The sequence below is a fragment of the Chitinophaga filiformis genome, assembly GCF_900102545.1.
GTDB lineage: Bacteria > Bacteroidota > Bacteroidia > Chitinophagales > Chitinophagaceae > Chitinophaga > Chitinophaga filiformis.
The window spans coordinates 74,376-94,856 of the sequence record NZ_FNBN01000016.1; the positions used below are offsets into that span (position 1 = coordinate 74,376).

General features: G+C 46.8%; 9 protein-coding genes. All 9 read right to left on the minus strand.

Annotation, left to right across the window (positions count from 1 at the left end):
* Positions 1-28: 28 nt before the first annotated feature.
* The gene (locus tag BLR32_RS33270; RefSeq protein ID WP_089838958.1) at positions 29-1,609 is read right to left on the minus strand and encodes an MGH1-like glycoside hydrolase domain-containing protein; all 1,581 of its coding nucleotides are present in this window, start codon (positions 1,607-1,609) and stop codon (positions 29-31) included.
* Entirely contained in the window at positions 1,588-2,568 is a 981-nt protein-coding gene (locus tag BLR32_RS33275) for a pectinesterase family protein (RefSeq protein ID WP_089838976.1), read from the minus strand. The genes BLR32_RS33270 and BLR32_RS33275 overlap by 22 nt, the downstream gene beginning before the upstream one ends.
* A 574-nt stretch (positions 2,569-3,142) precedes the next feature.
* On the minus strand, positions 3,143-5,914 hold the full coding sequence (locus BLR32_RS33280) for a family 78 glycoside hydrolase catalytic domain (RefSeq protein WP_089838978.1): 2,772 nt from the start codon (positions 5,912-5,914) through the stop codon (positions 3,143-3,145).
* A gap of 5 nt (positions 5,915-5,919) precedes the next feature.
* Positions 5,920-8,322 (minus strand): glycoside hydrolase family 2 TIM barrel-domain containing protein, encoded by a 2,403-nt coding sequence (locus tag BLR32_RS33285; RefSeq protein WP_245705589.1) that lies wholly within the window; start codon positions 8,320-8,322, stop codon positions 5,920-5,922.
* Positions 8,319-12,641: a glycosyl hydrolase gene (locus BLR32_RS33290; protein ID WP_245705590.1), complete on the minus strand. Its 4,323-nt coding sequence runs from the start codon at positions 12,639-12,641 to the stop codon at positions 8,319-8,321. The genes BLR32_RS33285 and BLR32_RS33290 overlap by 4 nt, the downstream gene beginning before the upstream one ends.
* 200 nt (positions 12,642-12,841) lie before the next feature.
* Positions 12,842-13,747 (minus strand): sugar phosphate isomerase/epimerase family protein, encoded by a 906-nt coding sequence (locus tag BLR32_RS33295; RefSeq protein WP_089838960.1) that lies wholly within the window; start codon positions 13,745-13,747, stop codon positions 12,842-12,844.
* A complete protein-coding gene (locus BLR32_RS33300; RefSeq protein WP_089838962.1) occupies positions 13,738-17,529 on the minus strand; it encodes a family 78 glycoside hydrolase catalytic domain in 3,792 nt (1,263 codons plus the stop codon). Before BLR32_RS33300 ends, BLR32_RS33295 begins: the two co-directional genes overlap by 10 nt.
* Complete coding sequence (locus tag BLR32_RS33305; protein ID WP_245705591.1) at positions 17,529-19,367, minus strand: exo-alpha-sialidase; 1,839 nt, start codon at positions 19,365-19,367, stop codon at positions 17,529-17,531. The genes BLR32_RS33300 and BLR32_RS33305 overlap by 1 nt, the downstream gene beginning before the upstream one ends.
* Before the next feature lie 5 nt (positions 19,368-19,372).
* Positions 19,373-20,206 (minus strand): glycoside hydrolase family 43 protein, encoded by an 834-nt coding sequence (locus BLR32_RS33310; RefSeq protein ID WP_245705592.1) that lies wholly within the window; start codon positions 20,204-20,206, stop codon positions 19,373-19,375.
* Positions 20,207-20,481: the final 275 nt, after the last annotated feature.

Genomic DNA, 20,481 nt, shown 5'->3' on the forward strand with positions numbered 1-20,481 from the left:
ATGCGGTCACATAGATAAGCAAATTTATCTATCGTTCCGATAACCGCACCACTATCCGCTTCAACTTCCCCCCTCTATACACCTCTCTCCCATCCACAAACACCTTCAACCCTTTCCCCTCTTTATACCTCTTCCCTGTTTTATCCCACTTCACCGTCACCAGCTTCCCGTGATACGGTACCCCTTCCAGCATAAACCAATCCCACTGCCCTTCCGGAATCAGCGGATATAATTCGAGATTATTATCCGCACGGGGCTTTATTCCTATCAGATCATTAATCACCAGATCACAAAATCCTGAGTGATTATAATAACTACTCCTCGGATCATCTCCTTTCAGCCAGTAGCCTGTGCGTTCATCCTGATATTCTCCCAGGTACGGCTTTCCATTTTTCTGATGAGACCGGGCATACACCTGTAAAGCACGATAATATACAGCCGGCGACACCCCATCATGATGCTTATAATCAGTGAGCAGGTGTGCTAATCCCTTTAACGTTTGCGTCGTAGCGAAGGGCCAGATAGCGCCATCCCATTCACAGCCACCGGAGCCATGTGAACGAAAAGCAGGATGCCGTCTTTCAGCAGTGGTTAATCCCCAGGGCGCATCAAAACCAGTAGTGTCAGTAAGCTGCTTCCAGGCTTTGGCATATTTGGATTTATCTGTAGGTAAGTTGAAATACCAGGGGATAAAACCTATCTCTTCCCGTGCATTGGATAATCTGGTATCATTACTGCCTTTGATAGCCTGTCTTACTTTGAAAAAAGCAGCAGTATCATCCCACAACTGCTCCTGTACCAACTGCCTGATCTTTGCAGCATCAGCAGCATATCTTTGCCGCAGGGTATCATTCCCTGCCATGATAGCCATCTTTGTCAGTGCATTCGCATTACCATACATATAACTGCTGATGGTGGGGCGCGTATGTTTTTCTCTGCGTGCACCGCTGATAGATTCTTCCATACCATCTTTCACATCAAACTGCCAGAACAGTCCATTGGGCAGTCTTTTCTCCTGCTCCCATAAACGGTAATCCTGATCCATATATGGCAACAGGGACGTCACAAAGCTACTGTCTCTATCTACAAGAAAACGGTTGTATACCGCATCCGCAGCCCAGCTGCTGAACTGATGGAAGCGGGGGACTTTCTGCTGTGCATCTTTCAGATACCAGTATTGGATATACTGATCGAGGTATTGCTTATTCCGCAACCATCTTCCCTCATACACATGGTGTCCGAAAGCACAGCTCAGTGCATTGTATCGACCTGCATGTTTTACCTGTGTGATGAATTCCGTGAAGATAAACCCGTCCGGCGTTTCCTTCAGATGCTTACGGAACGTCCACCAGCGGTAGTAATAGGTTTGCTCAATAGTGCTGTCAGGACATTCCAGTAAAGGCACATTTGTTTTCAGCCAGTCGAATGCCTGTGCATTACTCACATAGTTGACAACATACTCCGAATCAAGGCTGTTAAACCGGTCTGTATATTTTTTCAGTGTATTCTCCAGTGAAGGTTGTATAACAACATAACTTCCCCGCTGTGCGCAAAGGTGTAATGGAAAGAAAATACATATCGCCGCTGCTATTGCTTTAAAGGATCCCAATTGCCAAATACTTTAGTGAGTGTAATATTTTTTGCATCTCTATTGGTCAGTTGTTTTGACCAGGCTACCCGCTGACCGCTAACTGCGCCATCACCGGTATTCTCATATTCCGCATATCTCGCCGTCTGTTCGTTCTCCGGCTTATCCCAGTTATGCCATCCGGGTGGCAGAATGTGCGCACCCAGTGTACAATACATGAACACCGTAGCTGCATAAGGCCGCCATGGACGGCCCAGGTAAACCTTTTTTGCAATGGTGTCCGCTGTTAATGTACAGCGACTGAACACAAAGCCATATGGTTGACGCGCTGTCGTAGAAGCTGCGGTAATATAGGAATCTCTTTTACTGTGGATGGTACAGCCTTCGAACCATACTGTTGCTGCACCAAAAATGAAATCAGTAGTACCGGTGATATAACAATCCTGGTAATATTGCCTGCTGTCTGCTCTTCCCGCATATAAGGTATCCTGGTTACCCAACAGGCGGCAATTACGGAAGATACAGCGGTCGCCTTCCACATGCAATGCTACCGCCTGTCCTACAGGTCCTGAGGCATTTTCGAATGTCAAATTTTCAGCTACAATATCATCTCCTGCTATCAATACCGTATACGAGGTAAATGTGCCGAATTTATCTCTGCCGGACGCATCCTTACCCGGATAGGGCTTTCCCCAGTAATCACTGTTAGTAATGATGGTGCTGTCACGGTCCTCTCCCTCTAAAGTGATGCTGCATTTCCAGGAAGGGATACACAACTTTTCATGATACACGCCTTTCCGGATAAAGATAGTGACGCGAAAATATGTAAAGTCCCGTACCGCATTCACCGCCTCCTGTATAGAGCGATAATCACCGGAACCGTCCTGTGCTACCACAAGACGCTTACGTGTATCCTGTCCATGCACACAGACACAAAGCAACAAAAGCAGTACGGAAATAAGATGAACATATTTCTTCATAACAAGGAATTTAGTCATACAGCTGACGTGACAAACTATAAAAATCTGACCGGTTGAAGAAGAAAGCGAGCCTTTTTATTTACGCAATCGTTACCGGTATATTCGCGCTCACGTATATTACATCACGCAGATGCATACCCCGACAAAATCCCATCTCAGTAAACATCTCATTCCCTTCGAAAACATCAAACCTTCCGCGATAATAGAAGCTGGCATTTTCTTCTGATTAAGATGCTTATATCCAGCATATGTATTTTATACTTCCATATCGCTTTACCGTCATTTCCATATCATTTCACCGACATCTCTATATCGAATCGATATACATATGCCGGTAAAGTGATATCCAGATGGCGGTATAGTGATATGGAGATATAGAATTCAGATCGAACCCACAAGGGAAACAGCCCGAAAGAAGGCAAGGAAAGAACCAAAAACAACATGGTAATTTCATGACAAACAAGCATCTTAAGTGTTTTAGGTCTAACCCAAAGGCATGTTAAGGCATATCAACGGCATGATAAAGGCATGGTAAAAGCGTAGTAGCTCATCCCATTGTCAGCGATGAACATCCTTATTTCACTATAAACCTATAGTCTCCGGACCCGACCGTTAATACAATTCTTCCATCCTCATATCCCTTCACCTTTATATCTTTTTGTTTATCAACAATTTGTATTCCTTCCATCACCTGCTGACCTTTCATAGCCGGTAGCTTGATCAACGCCCTGCTATTCGGAGGAATGACGATATGAAAAGTCAATTCACCTGCCTTTTTCTCCCATTCGCTAATTATAGACCCAAAAACCGTTTTATAAGAAGTTTTAACCCAAGACACGTCGCCTAGCATTTCAGGTCGTATAATCGCCTCTTTATAGGCAACAGATCGATCCTGCTGAGTAATACCTCCCAACCCGGTATAGAACCATTCCATCAGGTGGCCTAACATCAGGTGATTATTAGACACCCGCTCCAGGGCAGCCCAGGATTCAGTCAGTGCCGTAGCCCCTTTAGCCAACTGAAAACCATATCCAGGAACGTCATCCCGGTTGTTCATCTCATACAATAGCTGAGAAGCGCCTCCTTCCAGTAAGGCCTGTACAAGGAAATGGAAACCGATGTCCCCTGCCGTGAGCTTCCGGCCATTCTGCTCAATAGAGTCTACCAGGTTCCTGAAAACTGCCTTTCTGTACTGTGCATCCACCAATCCGACACATAAAGGCATTGCCATCGCCGTCTGACTACCGGTTGCATACACTTTGGTTGCCCGATTGAAGAACTGCGCATTGAATGCCTTTTTTACTTTCTCAGCCAAAACGGCGGCCTTTTCTGCACCTTCCGGATCACCAACCATATGGCCCATCTCCGACAGCAATACAAGATCGTAATAGTAAATAGCCGTAGCCGTCAGGGCTTTCGGCGTCAGCTGTGCCACTCCGGGACGCTGAGGACCGTTATCATACCAATCGCCCAGGCCATAGGAAAGCATGTTATTGACAGCTTTTGACTGCAGGTATTGTACATATTTGCTGGCGGTAGGATAAGCCTTTCGGATGCTTGCCGTATCCCCATACCATTTGTACAATTGCCAGGGCAGTATCACACAGGCGCTTCCCCATTCCGGAGAATCCCTGAAACCAAAACCGTTGTCATCAAAGAACACATACTCTGGCGCTATATCCGGCACCAATCCACTGTCTGTCTGCGCTTCCCGCATATCATCCAGCAACTTCCGGTAGAGCAGGGAGATATCGTAATTATGCCGGATAGAATTCCCCATTAGATAATCCTGCTCCAGCCAGCTCAGTTTTTCTCTATGCGGACAATCCGTTGCCACACTTTGCAGGTTGCTTTTAATAGCCCACTGTATCAGGGTATGGATGCGGTTAAACAGTTCGTTCGAACAGGAGAAACTACCTGTGGCAGGAGCGGCATTGCGGGTATGCAGGAAATTCAGTTGAGTGACCTGCGGCAGTCCTGTATTAGATGCTGTATCAGGTGCTGCACCTTCTACCTGTACATAACGAAAGCCATAATAAGTAAAGCGAGGCCGCCAGGTTTCCTCTCCATCTCCCTTTAGAGTATAGGAAAAATAATACGGGGAACCAGTGGCTTTCTGATTGGATAGCTTATCTGCATTCAACAATTCAGCAGGTATCAGTTTGACTGTCTGACCTCTTCTACCTTTTACTTTCAGCTCCACAATGCCTGATGCATTCTGACCGAAATCATACGTATACACATTTGGCCGGGACCGTGTAACAGTCCTTGCGGACAGTATTTCCATCACCTTTACAGGATTGTCCAGCTCTGGTTCCAGTCTTTTTTCTGTTGCTTTCACGATATTAGCCTGCTTCCAGTGTGCATCATCAAAAGAAGACTGGTCCCAGCCTTTTTGCTCCAGTTGAGCATCATAGTCCTCCCCACCATAGATGCTGGCAAATGTAACAGGAGATGGCGCCGTCTTCCAGTCCTTCCCCGAAACAATCTGCTTAACCGTTCCGTCAGTATAAGTGATCATCAATTTGCAGATCATTCTTGGCATGCCATAGGTAATAGACAACTTCTTATAACGTTCCTTATTCACGTTAAAGAACCCATTTCCTACGATCACTCCCAGTGCATTTCCACCTGCTTTTAACTTGTCTGTTACATCATATGTATTGTACAATACCGTTTCATCATAGTCTGTCCAGCCGGGCGCCAGGAAGTTGTCTCCCAGTTTCTCTCCGTTCAGGTTCACCTCGTACTGACCAAGTCCGCTGATGAAGAGCAATGCACTTTTAATATGATCACCACCCTGAAACTCCTTACGGAACAATGGCACCACAGGGCGCTGCTTCCCCTTATGTTTCTCATAAAACTTAAATGCACCACCATGTACACCGGGTACCACACGCATAGAATCAGGAATATCCTCGTATCCTATCCATTGCGCCTGTGCCCAGTCCTGCTTACCGGCAAGCGCTGTTGTAAAGGAGGCAGCAGCACTCCACGGGGACACATTACCATGATTATCCCATATGCGGACACGCCAGTAATATTTGTGCGCAGGTAGTATGGAACGGTTTGCCAAATGAGCACTGACGTTATAAGACTGTGAAGTCCTAACACGGGTGCTTGTATCTTTTATTCCGATAGATGTACTATCCTCGGTTACCTGTATCTGGAACATCGTCTGCATGCATCCTCTTTGAGAAGCAATGATTTCCCAGCTAAGTACAGGGGCAAGAGAAGTACCTGCAGGATTTATTTTATGATCGGTTCTCAGGTTAACGGCCTGCAATTCCTGTCCCGAGATCTTCAGGGATAATAACAGGAATAGCATAGTAATGCCTTGTCTCATGCTTATCATTCTTTGTGCGCGGATGTCGAAGTAATGGTTAGTCGAGCCGGTGACAAACCAGCTACTGTAGCCTGTAGTATGATATTGCCTGCAGACTTATCTGCCTTAATAATTGCCAGGCATCTGCCTCTCCAGGCCTTACGCTGTGGTAGCTGATAACTTTCTACGCTCATTGGATTGGCATTGCCCACACCAGCAATAGCGCCAGGACCAGTGAGCTCAAACTTTACCAGATCTTCCGCATCAGGCAACCTGTTGCCATCTGCATCGGTTAATTCAACAGTTACATAACTCAGGTCCTGACCATCAGCATTGATTTGTTGCCTGTCTGCTGTTAGTTTGACCTGTGCGGCTTTTCCTGCCGTGGCGAGTATAGCAGCAGGGGATTTTTGTTTGCCATTATATCCAATGGCTGCTAGTTTCCCCGGCGAATAAGGCACCTGCCATACCGCCATAAAACGGTTCTCCCTACCTGCTTTTTTGCGGCCTAAAGAAACACCGTTCAGCAACAGCTCCGCTTCTTCATAAGAGGTGTATACAGACACTTCCAGTGGCTTACCTTCATACCCTTCCCAATTCCAGCTATCGCGGGCGTCATACCACTCCCAGTGACTCCAATCTACCTTATGTGTATTTGTATCAAAAGAAGGCTTAGGTGGTCTAACAAAGAGTGATAGCTGATCAGTTTTCCAGAGTACATCACGATAATATGATTGCGGACGTTTCCATCCACAGATATCAATATCGCCACAGTAGGCAAGGTTCCAGGGATAAAAGCCCTGATGCTGCATATATCCCAGCCATCCGATACTGGCCTCACCGATATAATCAAAGGCCGTCCAGACAAAGTCACCGATCACCCAGGGATGATCTGCTACCTGCATCCAGTAGTCATAGGCTTCTATAGCAAAAGACTCTGTAGCCATCATCACACGCTGCGGAACACGTTCATGATCTTTCACATATTGATTACGAGCATAGTTATAACCTGCTATATCCAGTGTTGATAAGAATACATCCTTATCTGGCGCAATGCCATTCACGCCGCAGGTGATGAAACGTGTTGTATCTATACTACGGATATAATCGCTTAGCATACGTGCCACTTTTGCTACTTCCGGCTTCTCACGATGAGGGATTTCATTCCCTGTGCTCCACATAATGATGGACGGATGATTACGGTCGCGATACACCATGCTTTCTACATCACGCTTCCACCAGTCATCAAAGTACAGGTGATAGTCTTCCGGATTCTTGCCATCCTCCCAGGTATCAAAGGCTTCATCTATCACCAGCATACCGAGACGGTCGCAGGCATCCAGGAACGCCGGAGAAGGCGGGTTATGTGAACAGCGGATCGCATTATACCCACTGGCTTTTAACAGCGCCACCTTACGCTCTTCTGCCCTGTCGTATGCCTTTGCGCCCAATGGACCGTTATCATGATGCACACAGCCTCCTTTCAGTTTGATAGTCTTACCATTCAGCTGAAAGCCCCTTTGTGCATCCACGGCAATTGTGCGGATACCAAAAGGAGTAGTAATGCTATCTTTCAATTGATCGTCTACATATACCTGAGTGATGGCCTTGTACAATACAGGCGTCTCCACAGACCAAAGCGCCGGAGATTTTACTGTAATGGTCTGTTGTAGTACAGTATCTTTCCCTGCTGATATCAGTTGCTGCCCCTTGTGTTCTGCTATTACTTTTCCCTTCGCATCTGACAAGCGTGTGATTACGATAGCAGTGAGGGCTGTGCCTGTTTCATTCTGTAATGTCGTATTGACATTCACGGTTGCTGCATTGTTGTTCACCAACGGTGTAGTGATATAAGTACCCCATTGCGCTACATGCACCGGCTCCAGCGCTTTCAACCACACATGCCGATAGATACCCGAGCCTGCATACCAGCGACTGTTCTCTCCTTCATTCCTTACTTTCACCACCAGCACATTCTCCTTACCAAATCTCACATGCTGCGTAACATCATACCAGAAAGACGTATAACCATATGGATGCTTGCCCAGTTTCTTTCCATTGATCCAGAGCTGCGCATTCATATACACACCATCGAACTGAATGATGATACGTTTTCCGTGTTGCGCAGCCGGCATAACAAAATGCTTGCGGTACCAGCCACTACCTCCGGTGGTAAAACCTCCACTCACCTGACTGAGCGCACCCTTATTAAAGGGAGAAACAGTTCCGGGCAAGTCTTCAATGCTCCAGTCATGTGGCAGTGATACCTTACGCCAGTCAGTATCATTGAATAAAGTATCTTCTGCCCCCTGTGCGGCGCCCCGCCAGAAAAGCCAGTTATCGTCAAACAGCTGTACACGCTGCGCAGTGAGCGATGTACAAAAGAATAAACAGGCGAATAATACTATCAGCAAACGGCTCATCATCATTTATCTTTCTTGAAAGTAAGTGTGCTTTTACCAAGGTCTCTGGAAGTGGCTACTGCAATACCGCGCTGATCATTCTTATCGACCGCACAGTAGAAATGATAGACCACTCCCTTGTGAGAAATAACAAAAGATTTATGGGCAAAGCGACCATCATAATCTTCCGTTGAATTGATCAGGTCTTCTCCATACCAGTCAGACCAGTGTACAAGATCATAAGAACAGGCGAAGCGGTTAAAGGCGGTAGGTCTGTTCTTCCAGAATGCACCGAAATAAAACATCACCCATACATTATGCATGCGTTGTATCACTGCATCTCCCGTGATACCGGTATAATGATCCAGTACCGGCTGATCGAGATACCTTTTCCAGTGTTCCATATCATCAGATACCGCCATACCGATACGTTCCTTTCCCCGTTTAGGATGCAGGCTATCGCCTTTAGCATTGTAGTACATCACAAAAGGATAACCGGTAGTTTTGGTCTTATCCCATATGACAGAGCTCTTGTAAATGGTATTATTCTCCCACCAGCCCGCATTGCTGTCCGTTGCCATTAAGGCCGGCTTATCAAAGCGGTACCATTCATGTGCCTTAGTGGTCTTTTTACGGGTATTGGCGATACCGATAGATAACAGCCCCTGCTCATATCCTGTGTGAGCGCCGCCGATATAAGTCATCCAATGTTTCTTCCTGAACGACTGCCATTTGTAATTACCACCCCACTCATAATCCTGCAGAGAAATATATCCTGCCCGTTGATTCGCATCCCACGAAGTAGTGCTATCAGCAAATGACATCATCTTTCCTTTTGTCTTCCAGTGCAGCAGGTCTTTACTCTCCGCCAGCAATGTTTCATACCCGCGGCCATCATACATGATATATACCATGTACCATTTTTTGCCTTTACGGAATATACTGGGACAATCCAATTTCTTACTGTCATTCGGTGGTACCATTACCATTCCGTACTTGTAAGGCGTTTTTATCTCATGGTAGATCTTCCCCATTACTGTTGTAGGTACCCGATCAATAGTCCTGATCTTTTCCTGCTGCAATTGTACTGGCCCTAATAATCCTGCTTCCAGTAAAGGCACATGCTGCAAACGCAGGGGAGCAGTAGTATGTGTAATACGCTGTGCTACCGGCAAAGCAGTATCCCCGATCAGGCGGTTGGCCCATGTATTTGTCACCGCGATCGACAGCTCATTCTTTCCCTCCCGCAAACCAGGCGTGATATCCACGCGGTAAGGATATGTCCATGCTACACCACAGTTGATACCATTGACAGTCACTTCTGCTATATTGGCTACATGACCCAGATCCAGGAAAACACGAGATAAGGTATCCTGCTTATTCAACGACCATTCGAAACTTTGCCTGTATGTGGCAGTACCTGAATAATAACGGATCTGTGGAGAAGGATGCTTCGCCCAGTCAGTCAGTTCATTGAATATGACCGGCACTTCCGGACCACCAGCAGCCGTATCAAACTTCACTTCCCATGGGCCATTTAATGTGCCTTTGGTTTCCAACACCGGCCAGTTAACAGCCTTGTGCATCTCTTTAGCCCCCGTTGCTCTCCGGAACACAATAAAAATGCTGCCATTAGCAGGCAACTGCAATTGCAGATTAGTACGTCCATCCTGCGATGTCCAGTCTAAGGCCATACGCTGCTCGCCTGTTACAGGATCCCACAATTCAGGCAGCCTGCCGCTTACATGGAAAGACACATTTACCAGACGGTCTATCTCCGCCTGATTAGACACAAAATAAATATCATAGTTAGGGGAACTGCGGTGCGTCCAGGCAATTGCAGTGGCTCTCTTACCTGACAACTCTTTCGCCAGAAGGTCTGGCGCCAGACCTAATGCATCAAATGAAGACGACTTCCATGGACCTTGTATCACGCCTTTATTACCTAAAGTGATCACGCTATCTGGCGCTTCCAGCGATCTGACAGGTCCGTTCACCAATATAGTAGCTCCCGCCTGCAGTAATCTTCTGAGATGAAAGACCGTCTCACGGGATAACAGATTTCCTTCAGGTGACATGGCCATCGCACCGGGCAATACCAGCATCCGGTAGACAGCGCCACCCGGCAATATAATATTCCCGTTCTTCACCGTTGCCAGCCTCAATAAGGCATCTTTGTTAAAAGAATCATAGTTGTATCCCTGCAACGCATCTACCCAGGTGGCAGGATCTGTAATATTCGCAGAAGCGGTCACCCCTGCAGGCATTTCACGTAAAGGACCTCCCCGGTTGGCCATACGCTGCGATTCCGCCTGGATCATGCTATCGCCGAAAAGGCCGGGCAATACACTTATCAATCTTTCAGGTAATACCGCCCTGCGTGGCAGTTCTTCTCCGGTGAATACTGCTACATCCGCGACAGGGCGTCCCTGTTGCAGTAAAGCCTGACAACGCTGTGCATAGCTCACCCATGCCCTGCCTGGTTTCCACCAGGTCTGGTCACGCTGAAAATAGAGTCCTATGCCGTCCAGCGTCATACCGGGACGCTGATCAGTCCACAGATTATGCGCAAATACATGATACACCAGTTTATTAATCCCCAGTGCATAGTTGCGGTCTGCCAATGCTTTCAGCATACCGGGATGTTCATCCCAGCGCATACGCAGTTCTGTAAATGCCTCTGCCTGCACGATCTGTTTGCCATATATATGCGCACCCGAAATAGCGTCCAGCATATCATTGGGCTTATCGTGCGTAGGACTGCGCAACCAGAATTCTCCCATCGGGATGTCGGCGGACTGATAATGCTGCATGCCATCACTTGTCATCACAGGCGCTACACTCTCTGCAGTGAACGTACATTTATGTGCATGCGCCAATGCCGCCAGTGTATCGTAAAAGTTTTGTTGTACCAGTTCGGTGATCGTAGTTCTTACGTCATGTAGGAAATGCTCCGCTGTTTGTGTATTCTGTACAGGATATCCTGCCATAGCCGGCAGATATCGCAGCAGGTCATAGCCACGGCGCTTGCTGAACTCTCGTCTGAAATGAGATGACCAGTTCTGACTACCGCATTCCCAACTGTCCACATGAAAGACCTTCAATACACTGTCTGCCAGCTGTGGCCCTATCTGGCGGATAGCTTCTCCAAACCAATGATCAAACTGCTTACGGACCGCCGCACTATTGAATTTATCACATTCCAATCCCGCGCCCGCTCCACCAGTAGCGTTGGTATACCCTGTAGAAGTATGCCCTATGCGCAGGACTGTCCAGTTACCTGCAGGCGCTTTCCAGTGCAGTTTGCCTTTTGCATCTATCAGTGCCGTGAGGTCTGTTATTTTATCCAGGGGGATACAATCTCTATCGGGGATCTGTTTTGCTGTTGTGTAAGGACTGATGCGCCACACTGCGCCACTCTTGCCTTCAAACTGGTGAATGCGTGGCTGATCTGAAAGGTGCAGTCCTGTTATCTTCAGACTTTGTTTCCACTTAGCAGCGTCCAGGTCTTCCGCCCCGGGCTCTGATCCTTCCTTATCATAAGAAAAGCGGAAGAAGCGGGCCGTCACTGGTGTAACCGCGTGTGTAACCGGCGCATCTTTATCCTGCCAGCCGTGACGTGGCACATTCAGTTTGCCGACAGGTCTGAAATCAACTCCATTATCGCTTATTGAAATACTTAACCGGTGTGCCTGGTAATTATTGCCATTAGTACGCACCGTAACTGCATAACAGGTGAAAGGCTGTTCATACGCATACTGGATCCAGCAGGGATCCTGGCTGCGAAAGCTTTCCTTATTACCCGCTACAGTGAGGAACTGCGCATTGACACCTGGCTGACTGGTAGTTACTGTTGGCGTTTGATTACTCGCCGGCAAAGAGGGGAAAGCCAGTACAGCAATGTCTCTATAATATTTTTCGTTCGTCTCAGGTTGAGGCAGCGTATCATTAAATGTAGTATTCCCTTTCACTGTAGTAGTTGTCCACACTACTTTCTGCATAGATAGTTCCGGTGTGATCCAGGGACCTCCCGCCAACGCGAAACCATCGCTTACATGCATTCCCAGCTGCAAACCTAGTCTGGCAGCTTCGCTATGCGCAAAGCGCACCATATCCCACCAGGCAGGACTTAGTTGTTCTACCGGTGGATTGATAAAAGGCGGATTCGCTTTCCCCTTGATGGGCATCAGGTATGCCCCTCCTATGCCTGCCTCCTTCATCGCTTCCAGATCAGCAGTAATCCCGGCACGGCTTACGCTGGCATGCATCCAGTACCAGAACACCCAGGGCTTTGCCGATACAGGCGGTTGCCTGAATATGGTGTCCAGGTATTGATCCTGGGCCATACCAGTTTTTACACAAATACAAAAAATGAGCAGAAAGAAATATCGTTTCATAGCAATCATACGGACAACTACACAAGGATCTATAGGTTGACTAATATTTGTTTTGTAAAAATCTTCTCAGCTGACAAGGCAATTGACATTTCCGGCTGATAAACCTGGTCCGTGGGATACCGACAGCAAAGCAAATACCGGCCGCATCATCACTGAAATACCGACTTCATATAAGCTGCATTCGCACTGAAGTTTTTCTTTACATTCCTGGGATCATTCGCATCGCGGGAACGCTCGATTACTAACCATCCGCTCCAGTGCATCTTGTCCAGTGTATGCTTTACCTCTTTCATATTGATACGTGGGTTATTCTGTAACCAGACTCCATCTGTATCTGTACAATGGATCTGACAGATACGTTTAGCCCCCAGGGTCTTTAGTTCCTGAATCAGATCACGTCCAGCCTGCAGGGCATTGGAAAAATTAAAGTAACTCTTCACAGCAGGAGAGCCTATTTCATCGAGTAGTTTCACCTCTTCTGCTGCTGGCAAAGCTGTTTCCACTCCAATGATCACACCTGCCTTTTCAGCATTCGCACCTATTGTCTTTAAGCGCTGTACGATCGCGGGTCGCAGTTCCGGACGTTTTACCAGGTCGCCCTGCACACCCAATGGCAGGAAGGCGATCTTCACCTTCATCTGCACCATGGTATCTATACAATCCTGTACCATCCTTTCTACTTCAGCTTCGGGTCTTTCCGCAAAGGACTGTGCATAAAAGCCTGACATAGCAATGGAGCTGATGGCTATATTGAATGATTTAGCAGTATCGAGGAACTGCTGGCGCACCACTGGATCAGACAATTTACTGTCAAACGTCGGACGGTTACCCAGTCCTCCCATATCCACTTCCACGCCATCTGCCCCAATGTCTTTTGTAAGCTGAAAAGCGCCCAATTTCTGGCGTTTCAGGATCATCCAGTCACATACCGCTATCCGGTACCTCGGGTCCTTTTTAAAGGCTGCCAACACTATTTCCGGGAGTAGTAATCCTCCTGCCAGTAAAGCGACGTTGCCCAGGAAGCGACGCCTGTTTGTTTTTTCCATCATGGCCATTGCTCGTTATTTATAGGTTTCAATTCGAGGGCATGCGGGTCAATCTTCACATGCCTGATCCTTTGCCTGCGCCAGGTGTATACTACATGCACATACCCGTCTGCAGTCTGTATCACGGAAGGATAAGAATACTGGCTTACCGGCGATCCTTCCAGCACCAATGCAGCAAACCAGTGAATACCATCATCAGATACGGCCACATTCAATGGCGTACGCGCACCTTTTGATTTGCCGGCCGGTGTCTTCACATGATTGTACACCAGCAACTGCCTGCCATCTGCCAGTGTTACCGCATCTGTGCCGGAGTTATTGTTAGGCAATGCAGTAGCACTGAGTGGAGACCAGGTCTTACCATTATCTTCCGACCATGACTGCACAATCACTCCTTCCTTACTTCTGCAGAGTATCTGTAATCTGCCTTTGCCATATTTCAGTACACTTGGCTGAATAACATTGAATGTTTTACCATCGTTGATTGGACCGCGCATGGTCCATGTTTTGCCTGTATCTGTGGTACATTCAAAATGTACCTTCCAGCCTTTTCCTTCGGTGCTCGACGGACAAAGCAACTCACCATTATCCAGCAAAACAGGTTTGTTCTTTACTGGCCCCAGGAAGCCTTCTGGTAATCCCTTTGCAGCAGACCATGTCAGTCCGCCATCAGTAGATGTTTTCATCCAGCCTTTCCATGAACCTACATTCTTCCCGGTCTTATAGAATAGTTGCAATCCACCACCCGGCACCTGGTATAATACAGGGTTCCAGCAGGCTACGCGTGCTGTATCCGACATTATCCCATTCGCCACTTCCACAGGTGTTGTCCATTTATCGCCCACCTTGCGACTCACCCAGATACCCACATCGGGGTTTCTTTCCTTTGTACCGCCAAACCATGCTGTTATCAGCCCATTAGGCGTTTCCGCAATTGTAGCGGCATGACTTTCGGGAAAAGGCGCTGATTCGAAGATGAACTCATCTTCCACGATACCTTTCTTCCAGGGCTGTTGCAGGTCAGCTGCAAACTCATAATCACCTGACCCGATCTGATATACAGCCCGGTCGCCTTCCATTCTCAGGAAGGTGATATCTTTTCTGTTCGTAACCGCCTGCCCACCCTCCTGTATACCAGTCGCAGCACGGGCGGGTATATACACGGAGGCAGTAGTATTTACAGGGATTGTTATTTTCCAAATGAATTTATTGATGTCTTTTTTCCAACTGCTACGCACCACACCGTACATCGTATGGAAAGATGCATTCACGTTATCAAGCCCCGGAGCCAGCACAGGCTTCATCTCCAATTCACTATAAGCCGGCGCACTGCTTTTTATTCCTGCAATATCTTCATACAACCATACCAACAGGTCTCCCAGCAACATGACGTGATTATGTGAATTCATGGCAGGAGCGGCAGTATTGCCATTCCACAATTCCCAGATAGTAGTCGCGCCATTTTCCACCATATATCCCCACCCCGGATAATCTCTGTCTGCCGCTATCTGGTAGGCTATATCAGGTCTGCCATTATGTGTAAGACCGCGCATCAGCCATTGTGTACCTATCAATCCGGTACTTATATGACCACCATACTTCAACAGTGTACTGTCTGTGATATGTTTGAAGACCTGTTCACGCACACCAGCCGGTACCATATCAAATGAGAGCGGCAGCAGGTTCGCTGTTACGGTATTATTGCTATAATGATCTGTACGAAGGAAACGATTATTAAAGGCAGTCTTAATACTATCTGCAGTTGTTTTAAACATCGCCACATCAGATGGCCGATGTAACAATCCGGCAAACTTTGCCATCATATGCAGATAGTGATAGTAGTACGCTGTTGCAATCAGGGCACCATCTGTAATACGGGATGAATCTTTGGTATGGATTAACTGCTTTGACTCAGGTGGTACACACCAGTCGCCATACTTATCTTTCGTCATAATACCTTGCTTCAGGTATTTCGTTCTCATGTAATGCAGCCACTGTTTCATGGATGAATAATGTCTGGCAACAGGCTGCAGATCACCATACTGATCATAAAGTGTATTGGCGATCATCAGGTAGGTACCTGGCCAGGTCATATTATCGGAGTAATAGTTCCAGTAAGCAGGCGCTACATCAGGAATAGCGCCTTCTTTGGTTTGCGACTGTTCAATATCATCCAGCCATTTGGCATATAACTTCGCATTATCAAACAGGAAGCTTTCTCCATAAGCGCCTGTCGCACGATCGCCTAACCAGGGCATACGCTCATTGCGCTGCGGACAATCCAAAGGCATTCCCTTATAATTACCCAGGATACCCCAGTAAGCATTTTTATAAATACTATTGATAGTTGGATCTGATGTTGCAAATGTACCGGTATGCGCCAGATCATCGCTGATCACCTGCCCTTCGAGGTCGCTCTTCTCCAGCTTTCCCGGATAACCACTGATCTCTGCATATTGGAATCCATGATATACAAAAGCAGGCGCCCAGGCCTCCTCACCCTCTCCCTTCAACGTATAGATATCTGTTACTTTTGCATCACGCAAATTATCAGTATAAAGACTACCATCGGCTTTCAGCGTCTCTGCAAATCGCATGACCACCCGTTGCCCTTTCTTCCCCTTTACCTTTATCTGCAACCAGCCCACCATATTCTGTCCCATATCCACAATGTATACGCCTGGTTGTTTCTCTTTAACAGACAAGGGATGCAACCTATCAACGATGCGCATCGGCTCATTCATCTGTGCCTGTAAGACACCTGCCGGTGCAGTCACTAGTGCTACCTGTTGCCAGTTCTTATCATTAAAACCAGTAGCATTCCATCCCGGCATTTCTTTGTTTGCATCATATTCTTCTCCGTCATATTCATTATTGGTTCTGATAGGCCCATCGGCAGTCAGCTTCCAGGAAGCATCACTGGTGATGATGTCACGCTTTCCATCTGCATACACTACTTCCAGCTGCAACAGTAAACGGGGATAACCGAATGTGGTGATCTTCTGTGGTTTATAAGCCTGTCGCATTGTAAAGAAGCGACCATTACCTAATACAGCACCAAGTACATTTTCACCCTGCTGCAAAGCATCCGTCACATCGTATGTGTTATACTTCACTGTCTTGCGGAAATCTGTCGGCGATTGTGATAACACCGCGGTGCCTGTACGTTTTCCGTTTACATACAACTCATAAGAACCAGGGCCGGCTATATAGACAGTAGCCCGCTTAACAGGTTGTTTAACTGTAAACGGCTTACGGTAATAACGTGCAGATAACCGAGAAAACTTAGTATGTGCACTATCCCAGGCGAAGCTGGTATCTGCACCTATCCACCGGGCTTTCCAGTCAGACTTGTTCAGCAGGCCCATACTCCATGAACTGACATTGCTCCACTCAGACTCACCGGCACTTGTCCACACCTTCACTTTCCAATAGCATTGCTGACGACTTTGCAATGCCTTACCACTATAAGGAATATGAATACTATTCCGGGAGATGATCTTTCCTGAATTCCAAAGATCCGCCTGATTGGCAGCCAGCTTCTCAGGACCAGATGCCACCAGGATCTGGTAGGCAATCTGCATGATATTACGACCAGTACCTGTTATCTCCCAGCTAAGACGGGGACGGATAGCATCAATGCCCTCCGGATTAACAAGCATCTCACAACGGAGATACTGCAAAGATACCCGGGCAGCAAAAGGCGCAACAAGGGTCTTGCTCTTATGAGTATTGGCTAATGTTGCCTGAGTAATACCAATCGTCAACAATATATAAACCAGGGCACGCATTATAATTCAGCTGTTTTGAGGGATCTTATATAAAATTTCGCCGTACGCGGTTCGTGTTCTCCCGCCTGTTTCAGATCATAATCCTGATCTGCAGGTGTATCTGCATCCGGGAAATGTCGCGGTTCTCCTGTACGGAATACAATTCTTTCCAGTTTATCCACAGGCGCAAACATCAAACTGGTCAACACGTCCTTACCATTTACATTAATGGTGTAGAAACGATTTGCAGTATTGATAGTAAGGCGTACGTTATACACACTATCCGGTGCATATTTCATGAAGTTCTTAAACCTGGCGCCTGCCTTTGCTTTAAACACACTATCCGCATCAAACACCAACCTTAATCCAGGCGTACCTTTTCCATCCTGTAATTCTACATGCAAACAGCCATGATCATTCTGCGCTGCTTTCACTGTAAATGCCACTATCAGCTTTGAAGATGCAGGAAATAATCTTTCAGCCTTCCCATAATCAAAAGGGTCTTTATCTTCCATCACGAGCTGTTGTTCTCCATTCGCCGCAGATGATACTCCTACCGGCGCCCAACGCGGACTATAGACATTCCAGTTCTTCAATGCATCAGCGGGTTTCATATCCGGAAACACATCAGCCACATGAGCGGGCGCTTTATCCATAACAGGCACCGGTATCATAGATACCCAGATATCTTCTTTATTCATGCTGTAAGTCACCCACAGATTGCTATCAGATGGTGTACCATTTCCTTCTTCAATCCCACGTACATACTGCGGCCCGTATGACTTATAGTTACCACCATAACGCATCGGAGTGATCTCCCCGTTCACCAACAACAGGTTGGTATAATCTATTCCATCCTGGCTTACAGACAGTGCCAGCGGCCAGCGATATTCAGAAGGATTGTACACCGTTGCATAGCGTCCATCGGTAGTGCGTTGTCCCCAGATCTTGGCATTGCTGTTCACAAATCCCGGAGCACGCGCTACTGTCCCCCATGTACGTCCTTCATCCTTACTCATGCTTGTTAATGCGTTCTTCCACAAACCTACTACCCGTCCATCCGGCAAATGATAATAACAGAAAGCCTTGTATTCTTTATGTATAGGGATCAGGGGATCATCCCTGTCTGCCTCTTCATTCCATTGCTGCATCATCAGCGGAGTAGCCAACAGTTCATTACAGGCTGCTACAAAAGCCTTGTCCTTGCTGGTAGTATAAAATGGATACGACGTATTATCCTTGTTCCACTTTTTATTATACCTGATAAAATAGATAGGTCCAAACTTTCCATCATGTAATATTTCTCTCACCACACGACCTATTCCATTTCCATCATTCGGATCATCTTTTGCATCCAGGCAAATGCCATAATAACCTAAAGCCAGCAGCTTATTGCTCTTCGATACATAGAATCCCATGCGCTGATGCATTACAGCCATCAGGTTCTTCGCCACACCCGGATGGCCTTCCTTTACAGTACCGTCCGGCACCTTATAAGGTGGAAACAGCAATACCGGCATTTCCCAGTTATGGCCATCCGCAGAAGAAAGTAATAACGTCTGCCCCGGAGGAACACTCTCACTTTTTTCGTCACTCAGGTATTCCACATAAAAGCGCTTATTCCAATACGCCAGCATCGGCGCATGATTATAAGTCCATCCCATACTATCTCCCAACTCCGGGTGTTCCCTGTTGGCACGCATGATCTGGATACTATGCACTCCCATCGCGGGACGCAATTGTCCATGATGATAGTCTACATTCACCAATGTCTTACCTGTATAACGGATACTCTCCTGTGCCTTAGCAGCAGTGCCTAACAGTAAACTCAACATGCATATCGTTGCGACGTTCCTCATCTCCTTCATTTGATCTGATTCAATATTTTCCTGCGGGCTTTAAACACAGTTCCATGTTTATGTCCGACAGGCACGCTGATCTGTCCTGTGATGTCTTTGAAATGGTGAAAGTCTGTTGTACTTACAGCACCATACTTCTTATTACCATAATCATCATAATAGATCAGCCACTCTTTACCATTATTTAAAACAGTAGGGCCTTCAGTCAGCTTACCGGTAAAAGCAGCAGAAGGATTGCTATAAGGCCCTAAAGGATGTTTTGCAAAAGCGACTTTCAGATCACGTTCATTTCTTGTATTATCTTTCAATACGAGTGTATACTCCTGCATGCCTGTCTTCACAATTGTAGCATCTATCACACTAAAGCCAGGATCAAGAAATAGCTTCGCAGGAGAGAATGATTTAAAGTCTTTGGTAACCGTATAATACATTCTGTGATTATTAGTTTCTTCTTCAATCCCTTTCTCAAAACGGCCAGGTATACAGGATGCCCAGATGATAATAAACTGTTTTTCATCTTCATCATAATACAACTCCGGCGCCCAGACATTTGCAGTAGCAGGCTCATTTTCCATCACAGGAATAAACTGTTGCGGTTTCCAGTGTTGCAGATCACTTGAGTAAGTATATCCAAATCCCTTATCACCTTTCCAGCTGGTTGTCCACACAAGATGAAATACACCATCAGGCCCTTTCGCAATACTGGGGTCCCGCATGATCTTATCCTTACCCACCACCGGAGTTAGAAAACTACCGGGCAGACTATCCCATTTATAACCATCGTAGCTATAGAGGAAATGCAGCCCATCTTTACCAGGCTCGTGGAATGAGGTAAACATATAAACCTCTTTTCGTGACCGGCAGGCGAAGCATGTAAATGCTAGTATGTATATGATGAATTGTTTCATTTAAACGGGAATTTCAATCAACGTGTCATTCATTTATTCGCACAAATCGCATATCTGTCCCGGGGGTTGTCACCAACAAATCCCGGGTTGTCACCTCGCAAATCCCCAGGGTTGTCACCCCGTTATGCACCGGGTTATCACCCCCGTTATGCCCCCCGGGGTTATCACCCCGCGCTACAAACACTGACGCTCCTAACGGAGCTGAT